This is a genomic window from Paenibacillus sediminis, assembly GCF_017873765.1.
GTDB lineage: Bacteria > Bacillota > Bacilli > Paenibacillales > Paenibacillaceae > Paenibacillus_AG > Paenibacillus_AG sediminis.
The window spans coordinates 186,941-200,823 of the sequence record NZ_JAGGKP010000005.1; the positions used below are offsets into that span (position 1 = coordinate 186,941).

The 13,883-nt window shown below is 43.5% G+C and carries 16 protein-coding genes and 1 pseudogene; 14 read left to right on the plus strand and 3 right to left on the minus strand.

Translation table 11 applies throughout. The annotated features are described in order from the left end of the window. The first annotated feature begins 50 nt into the window (after positions 1-50). On the plus strand, positions 51-1,505 hold the full coding sequence (locus J2Z20_RS11935) for a hypothetical protein (protein ID WP_209850209.1): 1,455 nt from the start codon (positions 51-53) through the stop codon (positions 1,503-1,505). Between the two features lie 45 nt (positions 1,506-1,550). Here the strand turns inward: J2Z20_RS11935 and J2Z20_RS11940 are convergent, their stop codons facing one another. Both J2Z20_RS11940 and J2Z20_RS11945 read right to left on the minus strand, forming a co-directional pair. After that, positions 1,551-1,925 (minus strand): cupredoxin domain-containing protein, encoded by a 375-nt coding sequence (locus J2Z20_RS11940; RefSeq protein ID WP_209850212.1) that lies wholly within the window; start codon positions 1,923-1,925, stop codon positions 1,551-1,553. A gap of 196 nt (positions 1,926-2,121) precedes the next feature. After that, positions 2,122-2,484: a phage holin family protein gene (locus J2Z20_RS11945; RefSeq protein WP_209850215.1), complete on the minus strand. Its 363-nt coding sequence runs from the start codon at positions 2,482-2,484 to the stop codon at positions 2,122-2,124. 150 nt (positions 2,485-2,634) lie between these two features. Here J2Z20_RS11945 and J2Z20_RS11950 point away from each other — a divergent pair, with 150 nt between their 5' ends. From J2Z20_RS11950 to J2Z20_RS11965, 4 genes are all read left to right on the plus strand, one after another. Then, positions 2,635-4,998 carry an endonuclease MutS2 gene (locus J2Z20_RS11950; protein WP_209850218.1) on the plus strand — a complete coding sequence of 788 codons (2,364 nt, stop codon included), beginning with the start codon at positions 2,635-2,637 and terminating at the stop codon, positions 4,996-4,998. Positions 4,999-5,015: 17 nt separating this feature from the next. Then, positions 5,016-5,435 carry a DUF350 domain-containing protein gene (locus J2Z20_RS11955; RefSeq protein WP_342454303.1) on the plus strand — a complete coding sequence of 140 codons (420 nt, stop codon included), beginning with the start codon at positions 5,016-5,018 and terminating at the stop codon, positions 5,433-5,435. A 125-nt stretch (positions 5,436-5,560) separates the two neighbouring features. After that, on the plus strand, positions 5,561-6,163 hold the full coding sequence (locus tag J2Z20_RS11960) for a hypothetical protein (RefSeq protein ID WP_209850221.1): 603 nt from the start codon (positions 5,561-5,563) through the stop codon (positions 6,161-6,163). A 76-nt stretch (positions 6,164-6,239) separates the two neighbouring features. Continuing rightward, the gene (locus tag J2Z20_RS11965) at positions 6,240-7,445 is read left to right on the plus strand and encodes an MFS transporter (protein WP_209850224.1); all 1,206 of its coding nucleotides are present in this window, start codon (positions 6,240-6,242) and stop codon (positions 7,443-7,445) included. A gap of 78 nt (positions 7,446-7,523) precedes the next feature. Here J2Z20_RS11965 and J2Z20_RS11970 read toward each other — a convergent pair. Continuing rightward, a pseudogene (locus J2Z20_RS11970) lies at positions 7,524-7,886 on the minus strand (NAD(P)/FAD-dependent oxidoreductase); the annotation flags it as partial. Between the two features lie 266 nt (positions 7,887-8,152). Here J2Z20_RS11970 and J2Z20_RS11975 point away from each other — a divergent pair. The 9 genes from J2Z20_RS11975 (at position 8,153) to J2Z20_RS12015 (ending at position 13,547) form a co-directional block, all read left to right on the plus strand. Beyond that, positions 8,153-8,380, plus strand: coding sequence for a hypothetical protein (locus J2Z20_RS11975; RefSeq protein WP_209850230.1), 228 nt, complete (start codon positions 8,153-8,155; stop codon positions 8,378-8,380). Positions 8,381-8,416: 36 nt separating this feature from the next. Continuing rightward, the gene (locus J2Z20_RS11980) at positions 8,417-8,800 is read left to right on the plus strand and encodes a spore coat protein (RefSeq protein ID WP_342454304.1); all 384 of its coding nucleotides are present in this window, start codon (positions 8,417-8,419) and stop codon (positions 8,798-8,800) included. Between the two features lie 188 nt (positions 8,801-8,988). After that, positions 8,989-9,489 carry an Lrp/AsnC family transcriptional regulator gene (locus tag J2Z20_RS11985; RefSeq protein WP_209850233.1) on the plus strand — a complete coding sequence of 167 codons (501 nt, stop codon included), beginning with the start codon at positions 8,989-8,991 and terminating at the stop codon, positions 9,487-9,489. A gap of 13 nt (positions 9,490-9,502) precedes the next feature. Further along, positions 9,503-10,714 carry an aminotransferase class I/II-fold pyridoxal phosphate-dependent enzyme gene (locus J2Z20_RS11990; protein WP_209850236.1) on the plus strand — a complete coding sequence of 404 codons (1,212 nt, stop codon included), beginning with the start codon at positions 9,503-9,505 and terminating at the stop codon, positions 10,712-10,714. A gap of 162 nt (positions 10,715-10,876) precedes the next feature. Then, positions 10,877-11,089 (plus strand): aspartyl-phosphate phosphatase Spo0E family protein, encoded by a 213-nt coding sequence (locus J2Z20_RS11995; protein WP_342454306.1) that lies wholly within the window; start codon positions 10,877-10,879, stop codon positions 11,087-11,089. 307 nt (positions 11,090-11,396) lie between these two features. Next, positions 11,397-11,639 (plus strand): hypothetical protein, encoded by a 243-nt coding sequence (locus J2Z20_RS12000; protein WP_209850242.1) that lies wholly within the window; start codon positions 11,397-11,399, stop codon positions 11,637-11,639. A gap of 16 nt (positions 11,640-11,655) precedes the next feature. Next, the gene (locus tag J2Z20_RS12005) at positions 11,656-12,228 is read left to right on the plus strand and encodes a cob(I)yrinic acid a,c-diamide adenosyltransferase (protein ID WP_209850246.1); all 573 of its coding nucleotides are present in this window, start codon (positions 11,656-11,658) and stop codon (positions 12,226-12,228) included. Then, the gene (locus tag J2Z20_RS12010) at positions 12,221-13,192 is read left to right on the plus strand and encodes an RluA family pseudouridine synthase (protein ID WP_209850250.1); all 972 of its coding nucleotides are present in this window, start codon (positions 12,221-12,223) and stop codon (positions 13,190-13,192) included. The genes J2Z20_RS12005 and J2Z20_RS12010 overlap by 8 nt, the downstream gene beginning before the upstream one ends. After that, positions 13,185-13,547 carry an arsenate reductase family protein gene (locus tag J2Z20_RS12015; RefSeq protein WP_209850253.1) on the plus strand — a complete coding sequence of 121 codons (363 nt, stop codon included), beginning with the start codon at positions 13,185-13,187 and terminating at the stop codon, positions 13,545-13,547. Before J2Z20_RS12010 ends, J2Z20_RS12015 begins: the two co-directional genes overlap by 8 nt. Positions 13,548-13,883 lie beyond the last annotated feature (336 nt).

Below are 13,883 nucleotides of genomic sequence, written 5' to 3' on the forward strand. Positions count from 1 at the left end.
ACAAATATGACACCATAGAATGAACACATCAATGAAGGAGGGCACGCATAGTGACTACGCCTGATCGTACTCGTGTCTCAGTAGAAATCTACGGCACTTCCTATAAACTTGTAGGCAGCAGTTCCGAATATATGAAACAAGTGGCTCGCTTTGTAGATGAGCGAATGCATGCCATTGCAAAAAGCCATTCGCATCTTGATATGTCTCGTATCGCTGTTCTAGCGGCTGTTCATATGGCGGAAGAAGCTATTAAAGTGAGCGATCTGCAAAATGAAATCAAGCAATTGGATCGTGAGAGAGCTGAACTTAGATCCGAACTCGGCGTGATGCAATCCCTTCAATCCAAGCAGCACGAAATGTATCAGAAATTGCAGGAAGATCAAAAGCAGCTTCAGAATGAAAACAAGGAACTGCAAACGAAGCTGTTAGCTGCTCAGAATCAGATTGGGGAGCAGTCTCTGCAAGATCAGAACAATAATCGCCGTATTGGGGAGCTGGAGAAACAACTGTCCGAGCTGCGGGCAAGCAACAATCAGTTGCAGACGAAGCTGCGGTCTACGGAACAAGAGCTTGCAAATGCGAAGCGGCAGAACAGTCAGCTCACTGAACAGCAGAAGGAGCAATTAAAACGGGAAGAAGCAGCCAAAGCTGCAGAGCGTCAGTTGAAAGAACAAGTGGCTGCACTAAATGCGGAGATCAGCAAGCTTCGTGAAGAGAATCAAGCTGCTGAGCACAAACATCGTAAGCTAGAGCAGGTGCTGCAAGAAGTTCATGACAGAGAGGACAAGCTGAAGGCTGAAATAGAGCAGCTAACGAACAACGATATCACATGGCGGGAGCTAGTCGATAAGCAGAAACAGGAGATCGGTGAGCTTGAACTGCAAATTATAGAAGCAGCAGAACAAAATGAAACGCTTGAGAACGGACTGAAAATCGCCCATGACGAGCTTAGCTTTGTGAAGGAGCAAATGGAGAATGCAAGGCAGTCATTGCTTCAAACAAGACAAGAAATCGAGTCGGCACAGCAGCAATATGATAAGCTCGAGAAACGTTATCAAGAAGCGCTTGAACGCGAAGCTGAAACATTAGAACGATTGAAGAAGATGGAGTCTGAACAGCAAGAATGGATGGAGCAGCTTGCAGAGCAGGAATCCGCTTGGCAAGCCGCAGAGCGGAAGCTTCAGGAGGAAATTGCAAGTTGGCGTCAGGAATGTGCCGTAACTGCTGAGGCGAAGGATAGTCTATTGCTTGAACAGGAACGTCTTCAGACTGAAACGGACAGGCTCAGATCAGAGCAAGAGCAAATTGCGAAGAAGTATGATGAAATTGCTGAGCAATTCGAAGTTCTCTCTCATCAGTATCGAATGCAGCAGGTGGAGCGGGAAATGGAGCTGGAGAAAGCGAAGGAAACGGAGAAAGAGCTCGTCCGACTTCAAGAGGAATATACCAAATTGCAAACGGAATATAATGAGTGGATCGAGCTTATAGAGCAGGATCAAGGTTAAGTAATAAATAAGCCTCCGGCAACGATTGCCGGAGGCTGTTATTGTTTATTCGTCTACTACAATTTTAGCAATCATGCCGGTGTGGCCGCTGCCGCAAAATACAGAGCAAGCCATCTCATATTCGCCTGCTTGTTTTGGTACGATGACTTTAGAGCTGTGCTTGGAATCCAGCTGAAGCTTTAATCCTGGAACGAGAATGCCGTGGTTTCCGCTCACATTTTCAAGTACGATTTGTACGGGAACGTCTTTCTTTATATGATATTCTTTTTTGTCAAATTCGTAGTTAGTGGCTTTGATGACCAGTTTATCCTTAGCTGTAATATTCTCTGCTTCCTGGTCTGCTGAATTTGTTCCACCTCCGCAGGCGGCAAGTATCGACATCAATAAAATAGAGATAAGGAGTGCAATACTTTTTTTCATCGTTAATCCCCCCTAGTATAAAATAAAATATGATAAAACAAGGTCACCTTTAATCATAACTCAAAAAAAAGCCCTATGGATGTTAGCGATTTGAATGATTCGTGAAATTATATGTATATAAAATAAATACCTCCCGCCTGACTTAAGGCGACGGGAGGTATAAAGTGCAAATATTGTTTTTGGTCTGTCTGTACGTCTATCTCTTGTCGGTGTCTTTTGCTGCATTGAATGGTGTAGCCACAGGGATGAACAGGTCAATAATACCGATCACCAGAGCTGCAAGCAGTGCCCCAATGAACGATGCTCTTACACCACCCACCACAAATTGGGCTAACCATATGACTAATGCGCTCGTTATAAACCCGACGATACCTCGTCCAAATGGGGTTACTCTCTTACCGAAGATGCCTTCGATAACCCATCCGAAGAGCGCAATGACAAGTGCCAGAATGAACGCGTTCCAAAATCCGCCTATGCTGAATTGAGGAACGAGCCAACCGACAACTAACAAGACTAGAGCTGAAACAATAAATCGCACGATGTGGCCAAGAAACCGCATGTTGTTACCTCCTAATCAATGGATGCAAGTGTTAGCAATGATTATTTTGTACATATCCTGTAGATCTTATGTGCGAAAATGTTCTGAAATGGCGAAATCTTTACGCTTTCGTTATAATAAAGTCATATCTGAGAGGAGTTGTGAAAGTCCTTGGACGACAAAATACTGCATACCCTTGAATATTATAAAATTTTAAATACATTATCGAACTATGCTCAGACATCACTTGGCAAACGGGCTGTAGAAAAGCTCCGTCCTGCCGCCGATTTGGAACATGTGAAATTGATGCTGCAGGCGACTGATGAAGCGTTTGCGGTAGATCGGTTAAAAGGTGCGCCGCCGTTCAGTGGAATTGTTGACATTACCGCTTCTCTGCAAAGAGCGCGAATTGGCGGACTACTAAATCCTCATGAGCTTCTCGGGATCGCAACGACCATTTCTGGAGGACGACGTCTAAAACGATTCATTGAGAATGTCCATGAAGAGCATCCTGTGAAGCAGCTGGCAGACCGCACGGAGCAGCTTAGCGACCAGAAAGCGCTTGAAGATGCGATTAAAGCTTGTATCGATGAAAATGCTGAAGTGATGGACTCTGCAAGTCCAGAGCTGGCACAAATTCGCCGTGAACTACGTACTGGAGAAGTGCGTATTCGTGAAAAACTGGAGTCGATGATTCGTTCTACCTCTGTCTCCAAAATGTTGCAAGATCAGCTGATCACCATAAGGGGCGATCGGTTTGTAATCCCAGTAAAAGCGGAGTACCGTTCCTATTTTGGCGGTATTGTGCATGATCAATCGGGTTCAGGAGCGACGCTCTTTATCGAACCTGAATCGATTGTTACGATGAACAATAAGCTGCGTGAACTTCGGATTAGAGAAGAACGTGAAATTGAAATCATTTTGCAGAAGTTAACGGCGTTAACTGGTGAACAGACTGAATTGCTGCAGTTTGATGTGGATGTGCTTGCAGATCTCGATTTTATTTTTGCAAAAGCCCGGCTTGCGCGAGAGATGAAGGCGACACTGCCTGTAATGAACGACCGAGGATTTTTGAGACTGAAAAAAGGCCGGCATCCGCTCATTCCAATGGATAAAGTCGTGCCCATTGACGTGGAGCTTGGTGATTCCTATACTTCGATTATTGTGACAGGTCCGAATACAGGCGGTAAAACCGTTACGCTGAAAACGATCGGTTTGCTCGCATTAATGGCGATGTCAGGGCTGTTTATTCCAGCAGAAGACGAAAGCCAAATGTGTGTGTTCGATTCGATATTTGCGGATATCGGAGATGAGCAAAGTATTGAACAGAACCTCAGTACGTTCTCAAGTCATATGACCAATATTATTCGCATCTTACGTGAAATGACGCCGAAGAGCTTGATCCTTCTAGACGAAGTTGGAGCCGGTACGGATCCATCAGAAGGTTCTGCGCTAGCGATTGCGATATTGGAGCATATTCATAGCCTCGGCTGCCGTATGGTAGCGACGACACATTATAGTGAGCTTAAGGCTTATGCATATGAACGAGAAGGCATCATAAATGCCAGCATGGAGTTTGATATTAATACGCTTAGTCCAACCTACCGATTGCTTGTGGGCGTTCCTGGACGAAGCAACGCATTTGCAATCGCACAGCGTCTAGGCTTGCCGGAGCGAATTTTGGAATTTGCTCGCGGTGAATTGAAGGAAGAGGATCAACGTGTTGAGCATATGATTGCTTCACTTGAAGAGAATCGTTTAAGCGCAGAAGTAGAGCGCAGCGAAGCTGAGAAGCTTCGCAGAGAGATGGAAATGCTTCGCAGTCAGCATGAACGTGAGCTGGCGAAGCTGGAGCAGCAGCGAGAAAAATGGCTTGAACGCGCTGAAGCGGAGGCAAGAGAAATTGTTGCTAAAGCGCGCAGCGAAGCGGAGACGATTATTAGCGAACTTCGTAAACTGGCAGCGGAGGAAGGGGCCTCTGTGAAGGAACATAAGCTGATTGCTGCTCGCAAGAAGCTTGAAGATGCAGAGCCGAAGGGGCGCAAGAAATCTCAGTCTCGTAAATCTCAAAATCAACCGCGTAACATTGAACCTGGTGATGAGGTTATGGTGTACAGCCTAAATCAAAAAGGTCATGTCGTTGAAATGGCTGGTTCGAGTGAAGCGGTTGTTCAGTTAGGCATTATGAAAATGAAAGTAAGCCTCGATGATTTAGAGCTCGTTAACAAACCTAAAGCTGAACAGACGATTCAGCGTCATGTAACAAGTGTAAAACGTACGAGAGATGACAATGTTCGTACAGAGCTTGATTTGCGCGGAGATAATTTAGAAGAAGCGCTTATTAAAGTGGATCGTTTCATTGACGAAGCATTCCTTTCTAATTTGGGACAAATCTACATCATTCACGGTAAAGGAACGGGGATATTGCGATCGGGTATTCAAGATTATCTCCGTAAGCATAAACATATAAAAAGTTATCGATCTGGCAACTACGGTGAGGGCGGTACCGGCGTTACCGTTGCTGAACTCAAATGATGGAAGGGGAATGACACGTGAAAGGTTCCATAGATCCGCTGCTCGCGACTCCTTTAGGGATGATCATCGGTTACTTTTCGGTGGCTATATTAGAGCTTATTATTTTTCTATATTTATTCGAGCTCGTGACAAAGTACAATTGCTGGAAAGAAATTAAGAAAGGCAATATGGCTGTTGCCATGGCTACCGGGGGTAAAATGTTCGGCATTTGTAATGTGATCCGATTTTGCATCGAAGCAAAGGAGTCGGTCTATGATACAATGATATGGTCTTCCCTTGGCTTCTTGTTATTACTTGTCGCATACTTCCTTTTTGAATTTGTAACACCGGTATTTCGCATCGATGATGAAATCGCCAAAGATAATCGAGCCGTCGGTTTTATTGCCATGATTATTTCGGTTTCATTATCTTTTGTGATCGGTGCCAGCATCGTATAAGAGGAGGAACCTTGTTTGAAGAACTTAGCCCGCATTTTGTTTGTAGCAGCTATTCTTTTTATTGCTGCAGGGGTTATTTACTTAAATAAAATGTAAGTTTGTATAGATGAAAGGAATAGATGAATATGGAAACAACCGTTTGCCCATGGTGTCAAACTGAAATTGTGTGGGATGAAGAAATCGGCCCTGAAGAGGTATGTCCACACTGTGGCAATGAGCTGAAAGGTTACCGTACAATTAATGTACAGATCGATCGTCCGGACGATGAAAATACCGATGAAATGACAGAAGATGATTACAATGAACATGACCATGATCTACATGAACATGCTCATGACCATGACCATAATAATCGAGATCTGCTCAAAAATCCTTTCTGGGAACGAGACAACGCTGACGATCTCTCCGTTATCCGTAAATTAGATTCATACATTGAGAACGGAGAAGAACTTCTAGAGTACGAAGAGTCTATCGAGCAAATATTAGATTCACAAGAAGAAATTCCAGAGTGTCCGCATTGCAGAGAATATATGCTGCTTGCCGGCCATCAAACCGTGACCGGAGATCATTATAACAGTGTAGTACCTGCATCGTTAAACGTACCGCTTTTAAAACCTCCTTATACCTTAGACGTATATGTCTGTTCTGGATGCTTTCACGTGAGCCATAAGCTCTCTGAAGACGATCGTCTTCGCTTCATTCAGACGTTAAACAAATCTGCAAACTAAAAAATAGACATGCTTCCACCTCCTTTGGGGCATCTTATACAAAGATGTGATGAGACTATACCAAAGGGGGCGGAGGATGAAAAGTTCGCTTAATGGACAGTCCATACTTTTGCTGGGTGTAGATGGGTTATTCGTACTCGCAGGCGCTTTATCGGGTACATTTCTTAACGTCTATTTGTGGAAGACCAAGCCAGACTTCGCGATGATCGGTTGGTTCACGTTTAGTCAGCAATTATTTCTTGGCCTTACGTTCTGGATTGCTGGTAAGTGGGTTAAGGAACATAATAAAATGAATGCGCTGCGTGTTGGCACCGCGCTAACCGGACTATTCTATCTGATCGTCCTCTGGGCCGGGAAAGACACGGTACATTTTATTTGGCCGCTGGGCTTACTCCTTGGGGCAGCTTTAGGACTGTTCTGGCTAGCTTTTAATGTCGTATATTTTGAAGTTACGGATTCGAGCAACCGAGATTTATTTAATGGCTGGACCGGACTCATTGGGTCGGCTACGGGAATTGTCGGACCTTGGTTGTCGGGATGGATTATATCTACCATGCATGGTGAACGGGGTTATCGATTTATATTTACCGTATCGCTCGTCATCTATGGCATTGGTGTGGTACTTAGTTTTTTTCTGAAAAAGAGAGAAGTGAGCGGTGTATACTCGTGGAGTGAACCGCTGAAACAGATAAGGAATAAAGGGAATCCGTGGCGTCAAGCGGTACCTGGACTTGCTTTTCAAGGCATTCGTGAAGGAGTTTTCGCTTTTCTTATTAATTTGTTAGTGTACATTGCTACGACAAATGAAATGAAGCTGGGTCAATTCTCGCTCATTACATCGCTTGTAGCGTTAATTAGCTATTGGGCTGCAGGAAAGTGGTTTAAGAAGAGAAATCGTTCTCTTGGAATGATTGCGGGCAGCATTTGTCTTCTGCTCGTTATATTGCCGCTCCTATGGAAAGTGAACTATGGGACACTGCTCTTTTTGGGGATTGGCACTTCTATTTTTGTCCCTTTATATACGATTCCTATGGTTTCCTCTGTTTTTGATTTGATGGGTACGAGCGAGCATAGCGTTGATTTGCGTGTAGAACTTGTCGTGCTTAGGGAACTTAGTTTAATGGTTGGCCGAATCGTAGGCATTCTTATTTTTATCGGGGTGCTGTCTATTCATGAAAGCCAGACAACGATCACTTGGCTGATGATTGTTTTAGGAGCGACGCCAATTTTCAATTGGATTGTCATGCGAAGACTTTTAGGACATGAAACTAAAGCGGCATGATGTTCATAAAAATGCGGTAAGCGCGTCTGTGAGAAGCAGCGCATTACCGCTTTTTTTGTGCGTAATTAATGCAATTGGTTAGCCAAAGTTGGAGATGGGCTTGGATGTACGAGTGAAAGAGAAAAGTTCTAATTCTGGTCGATGTATGCCTTTTATTGTGTCTGTGATTAAATCAGCGCCGATCATCGAGTAGACGGTTCTGTTTCCACCATACCCTTCAATAAAATAACAATGCGGATAGTCTGGATGTTCGCCAATAAGCGGCAAGCCGTCTTCCGTGGAAGCGAACAGCGCTCCCCAGCGATATGCGGCTTTCACTTGTGAGAACGAAGGGAAAAGATTTTTAATTTCTTCAAGCAATTTCTCGGTCCTGCTATATATTCTTGCTTCACGATGCAGCGAATCAGTCGCGTCCTCATCCAACCCTCCGATAACAATGCGCTGATCTGGTGATCTGTATGGACGAAGACCCCATCGTCTTCAAACTGGCATCTGACTGCTTTTGTATCTAGAGAGCATGTATGAAGTGAGCGCGTCGCTCATCCCTCCGCCAATGACTAGACAATCACAATGGATGTCCTTATCTAGCTGTGGATAGCTAGGTATCGTTTCTTAAGAGAGCCTTCATTTATGATATTTGCATAATAACCACATTCAGGCGTTATACTACACTCGAATGTTACATATTTAAGGGAGGGCAACATTATATGCCAGCTTTGCAGCCTTTAACGGGAAAAGAATTAATGTATATTGTGGACTCTATCTCAAATGAAGATTTGTTAATGAAGCAAAATGCAGCGACAGCGGCAATGACGCAAAATCCAACGATTCAACAAGCTTGTCTTCGTTACATTCGTTCGCACGAGCAACATATGCAGTCGCTGATTCAATGTCTACAGCAGCATCAACAAATGGCGCCTACGATGCCTCAGTAAATAGACAAAACAGACCGTAATGAAGGAGGAATATGTGTGTATCAACAATCATTCTTGCCGGATCAAGATTTGCTGTACACGATTTTAGCCGATTTAAAAAGAACTGTTCGTGAATATACAACCGCGGCAACTGAAGCAAACTGCCAATCGGTCCGCCAAACGTTCAACAATTTGATTCAAGATACGATGCGTATACAAGGGGATTTATACCAGCTAATGACGAATGCAAACATGTATACTGCAGCATCACCAGCGCTACGCCAAGAGATTGACAAACAATTAAGAGATGCGCAAAATACGCAGATGCAATGCCATCAACTAGTGATGCAAAAAACGGGCAATCTTTACTTGGGTCAACCTTATCCATCTGTATCCGTGCATCATCCAAATGTTCCACCTCAGGCGCCGTACTACATTTAAAACTGGAATGCAGCAGTTAAATTTATACAACCGCCACCTGGACGAAAAAAACGTTCAAAGGTGGCGGTTTTTTTGTTTGCAGAACCGTCAAATTATTGTAATATAATGATTAAACTCGTTTCCACTCGCGCGTACATAATTAACGTGTAGTCACATGGCCTTGTGGGAATAGCGCTGGAGGATGACGTATGAAACAATTAAGTGAACTCAAACTGAAAGTGCTTGACCTTTTAAAAGAGGACGCCAGACGCAGCCCTGAGCTGCTTGCAACATTGCTTGGCGTAACGACAGAGGAAGTGACCGAAGCGATCACCGAACTTGAAGAGGATCATATCATCGTCAAGTATGCCACGGTGGTCAACTGGAGTAAGGTTGATGATGAGAAAGTAACAGCGCTAATTGAAGTACAAATTACACCTGAACGAGGGCGTGGATTTGAAGGGATTGCAGAAAGAATTTATTTGTATCCTCAAGTCAAATCAGTATACCTCATGTCGGGTGCGTACGATTTGCTAGTTGAAGTTGATGGCCATACGTTGAAGGAAGTCGCCAGCTTTGTCTCGGAGAAGCTTTCGACCATTGATTCAGTGCTGTCTACTAAAACACATTTTATTCTCAAAAAATACAAACAAGACGGGATTATATTCGAGGATAACGAGAATGATCAACGCCTCTTGATCTCGCCGTAAAGGATGAAGGTCTATGATCATGAATGAAGAGCAAATCGAGAGTAAAAACAAGTCCATGCAATCTTATTTGGCACCGCTTGTAAGGCAAATTCCGCCATCTGGCATTCGGAAATTTTTTGATTTGGTGAGCGGCAATAAAGACATCATTACGCTTGGCGTCGGTGAACCCGACTTTGTAACGCCTTGGCATGTAAGGGAAGCGTGCGTATATTCTTTGGAGCGTGGTTTTACAACCTATACGTCCAACGCCGGAATACCGGAGCTTAGAGAAGCAATATCGAATTATTTAGACAGCAGCTTTCATGTCTCGTATGATCCAAGGGATCAAATTATTGTTACCGTCGGCGGAAGTGAAGCTATTGATCTAAGTCTGCGTGCGCTCATTACACCAGGCGATGAAATTCTCATTCCGGAACCTTCGTATATTTCCTATTCCCCAATTACGATGATTGGAGGAGGTATACCGGTTGGGATCGAGACTTTTGCGAAAGATCAGTTTAAATTAACCGCAGAAGCGCTTGAGTCAAAGATTACGCCAAAATCTAAAGTTCTCATTCTTTGTTATCCAAGTAACCCAACGGGCGCAACGATGACATACGAGGACTGGCTTCCGATTGCTAAAGTGGTAGAAAAACACGATTTAATCGTCATTTCGGATGAAATATACGCCGAATTAACTTATAACGATAAACATGTCAGTTTTGCGTCCATCCCTGGAATGAAAGATCGGACAATTCTCGTAAGCGGATTTTCCAAAGCTTTTGCGATGACAGGATGGCGAATTGGTTATATGTGTGCACATCCGGAGTTAATCTCAGCCATTCTTAAAATTCATCAGTACACCGTAATGTGTGCTCCGATTATGGGACAGATTGCTGCCCTCGAAGCACTGACGAACGGTATGGAAGAGAAGGACCGAATGATAGAGTCATATAATCAACGCCGAAGACTTATTGTGCACGGTTTCCGTGAAATTGGCCTGGATTGTCATGAGCCTCAAGGCGCCTTCTATGCCTTTCCTAGTATCCAGTCAACGGGACTTACTTCCGAAGAGTTCGCTCAGAGACTGCTTACCGAAGGGAAAGTAGCTGCTGTCCCAGGAAATGTATTCGGTCTTGGCGGAGAAGGATTTCTGAGATGCTCATACGCTACTTCAGTGTCTCAACTTCATGCTGCGCTCGACCGTATCGGCAATTTTGTTCAAAAGGTAAAAATAGAGGGATAAAATATTTTTTGTAAAAGTTTACAAAATGTTCACAATTGGCTAATATATAATAAACCGGGTATGATATAATTTCGATTTGGGAGTCAAGAGATAAAAATTTCCAGGGAGGGAATACATTTGTATTCTGTTGACTATGATTTACCAACATACTCTGGTGAGTATATTGCCGAACGCACGAATAAATGGTTAACCAAAGCGAAAGATAGAGCGCGGGTGGTTTCCTTGGAAGATGAGATTCAGCTATTGCGGCAGAAGATGGAAATTACTTTTCTTCAAGAAAAGTCGTTCACTTCTGATATTGTCATCGAGATAAGCAGTCTTCTTGATCTTAAGATCAATGAGTATATGAAATATTCGGGCAAGAAAAGAATATAATAAAGATTTGTAGAAGGAAGGTCCTTGTCAGGACCTTCTATTTTTTTGTGTTTTATTACGCTGAAGTAGAGCGTGTCCACCGCCCTTTGCGAAGCAAAGCAGGTGGACGAAAGCGACTCATAGCAGAATAGTAACAGTAGAAGCACGAAGTAGAGCACTTCAGCCAACCTTTCGGGAGTCCAGAGGGCGTAGCCCTGTGGGGTCCTCCTGAAAGTTTCCCAGAGGGAAACTAACATCGGAAGCATAAGCTTAGGGAGGATTTAGGTGGGTAAACTATGTTATATTAAGAGTTACGAGGTGATAGTCTGTGCTGATTATGGTAACGGGAGGAATAGGCAGCGGGAAGAGTGAATTTACACTTCGTTACGCAGCAGGACTCGCGAGGGAAGGTATTTACATCGTTACTCATCATGAAGTAAATCCTGTACAATCGGTTCCTAATTTTCCTTGCCAAACAATTCATACATCGGGGGAACAAGGGCTTACGAGCGTGATTGATCAAATTAATCGTGAATCTAATCTTTTCCAAAGTGAATCGGAGAGTAAATAAAAGGAGGAGATCACCCATGAAAGTTTACACACGAACTGGCGATGAGGGTCAAACCTCAGTCATTGGAGGACGAGTGAGTAAAGACGATGTCCGCGTTGAGGCATATGGCACGATTGATGAGCTGAACAGCTTTGTCGGTCAAGTCATCAGCTATATGCAAGATGAACGTTTTGCGGATATGAAGGACAATTTGCTTGAAATTCAGCATGAGCTTTTTGACTGCGGGGCGGATTTAGCGTTTACGAAATTAAGTGAAAATAAATTTAAAGTGAAAGCGGAAATGGTAGAGCGGCTTGAGCAGTGGATTGATCAATATGAAGAAGAAAATCCGGAAATCGAGCGATTTATTCTTCCTGGTGGAAGCATCATTTCTTCAACGCTTCATGTATGCCGTACAGTATGTCGCCGTGCAGAGCGCCGTACTGTTACTTTAAGCAAAATAACTGAAATTAACCCTGATGTACGCCGCTATTTGAATAGGCTCTCGGATTATTTCTTCGTCATCGCTCGGACAGCAAATGTCAGAGAAGGCATTCCAGATATTGAATATATACGGAGCAAAAAGGTGTTTCGCAAAAGTGATGAATAACTATTACGATCCTATTGAATATGTAGTAAAACCAGAGGAGGATGGCTTCCTGCTTAAGACCATTCTCCAAAAACGACTCCAAGTATCTCGCAAATTAATGTCACGTTTGAAATTGACAGAACAAGGGATTACTTTGAATGGAGAGAGAGTGTATATCAGTGTTAAGGTGAAAGCTGGAGATGTCGTAGCCATACGGATGGAAAAAGAAACGTCCGACGATATTTTGCCTCAGCCAATACCGTTTGATATATTGTACGAAGACGATGCTCTGCTCATCATTAACAAACAAGCGGGCATCATCGTTCATCCGACACATGGCCACTATACGGACACACTTGCGAACGGAGTCGTATATTATTGGCAGCAGCGCGGTGAGCAGTATCGTTTCCGTCCAGTACATAGGCTGGATCAAGAAACATCTGGCGTACTAGCTGTAGCTAAAAACCCATACGTACACCAGCACATTTCAGAGCAGCTTATTGCAGGGCTTGTGAACAAAAAGTATTTGGCTCTCGTTCATGGCAGTCCTGTACCTCCCAAAGGAAGTGTTGATGGACCTATTGACAGAGATCCTTTGGAGCCGCATCGCAGAATCGTGACGCCTACTGGATATTCGGCTCTAACTCATTATGAAGTATTAGAGCATTATAAGTACGGGTCACTGGTTCAGCTTATTTTGGAAAGCGGTCGTACTCACCAAATACGCGTTCATATGACACATATCGGATGTCCACTGATCGGTGATAAAATGTATCAACTGACCAATAAGGCAGAGCTCCCTGAAGAGTTAGCGAAGAAAATGGATGAGCTAGACCAAAGTATAGAGCGGCAAGCGCTACATGCGGCCGAGCTAGCCTTTACACATCCAATTAGCGGTGAGTATATGACATTTCAGGCACCGCTCCCATCAGATATGATACAGCTTAAGGAGCGTCTGCAGAAGGAGGACAACAAGAGTGAGTAAGCTCAAAATATATCAATACCCCAAATGCGGTACTTGCCGTAATGCTGTAAAATGGCTTGAGTCTAAAGGGCATGATCTGGATTTGCAGCACATTTTCGATAATCCGCCAAGCGAGAAAGAATTAACAGAGCTTATTGAGAAGAGCGGACTTGATTTGAAAAAGTTCTTCAACACTAGCGGGGAAGTATATAAGGAGCTTCAGCTAAAGGACAAGCTTCCAAAGATGTCCCGAGAGGAACAAATCAAATTGCTCGCTTCCAACGGCAGATTAATGAAACGTCCAATTGTAACCGACGGTACGCATGTCACGGTAGGTTTCAAAGAGGACCAATATGAAGAAGTCTGGGGTAAATAAACATATGAGGGGTGTTCGTTAAAGACGAACGCCCCCTATTTTATGGTAAAACTATTGAATAAACATGAAAAATGATATAAAATTGAGAAAATTTTACATAATAGAACAAACAATTACATTGTTGCTCACACAATCATAGAATCTAAGACAAAGCATGTCTTGATGCCGCATCTATAGGGAAGAGTGCCTCACGAACAACGAAGCAACTTTCCCGTGGATTGGTTCAAGGCTTTTTTTTGTTTTTCATATCACGTGAAAGGTGGTGATGCTATGAATATATTTAGCGTCAGGAGGGATTTTGTAAGGGCTATTAAGTATCTGTAAATCACATAGTAG

Excerpts from the sequence above, each read along its gene's own strand:
- J2Z20_RS12010 (WP_209850250.1), top strand. The coding sequence starts at position 12,221 with ATGAATAACTATTACGATCCTATTGAATATGTAGTAAAACCAGAGGAG.
- J2Z20_RS12005 (WP_209850246.1), top strand. The coding sequence starts at position 11,656 with ATGAAAGTTTACACACGAACTGGCGATGAGGGTCAAACCTCAGTCATT.
- J2Z20_RS11975 (WP_209850230.1), top strand. The coding sequence starts at position 8,153 with ATGCCAGCTTTGCAGCCTTTAACGGGAAAAGAATTAATGTATATTGTG.
- J2Z20_RS11960 (WP_209850221.1), top strand. The coding sequence starts at position 5,561 with ATGGAAACAACCGTTTGCCCATGGTGTCAAACTGAAATTGTGTGGGAT.
- J2Z20_RS11990 (WP_209850236.1), top strand. The coding sequence starts at position 9,503 with ATGATCATGAATGAAGAGCAAATCGAGAGTAAAAACAAGTCCATGCAA.
- J2Z20_RS11965 (WP_209850224.1), top strand. The coding sequence starts at position 6,240 with ATGAAAAGTTCGCTTAATGGACAGTCCATACTTTTGCTGGGTGTAGAT.
- J2Z20_RS11945 (WP_209850215.1), bottom strand. The coding sequence starts at position 2,484 with ATGCGGTTTCTTGGCCACATCGTGCGATTTATTGTTTCAGCTCTAGTC.
- J2Z20_RS11940 (WP_209850212.1), bottom strand. The coding sequence starts at position 1,925 with ATGAAAAAAAGTATTGCACTCCTTATCTCTATTTTATTGATGTCGATA.
- J2Z20_RS11985 (WP_209850233.1), top strand. The coding sequence starts at position 8,989 with ATGAAACAATTAAGTGAACTCAAACTGAAAGTGCTTGACCTTTTAAAA.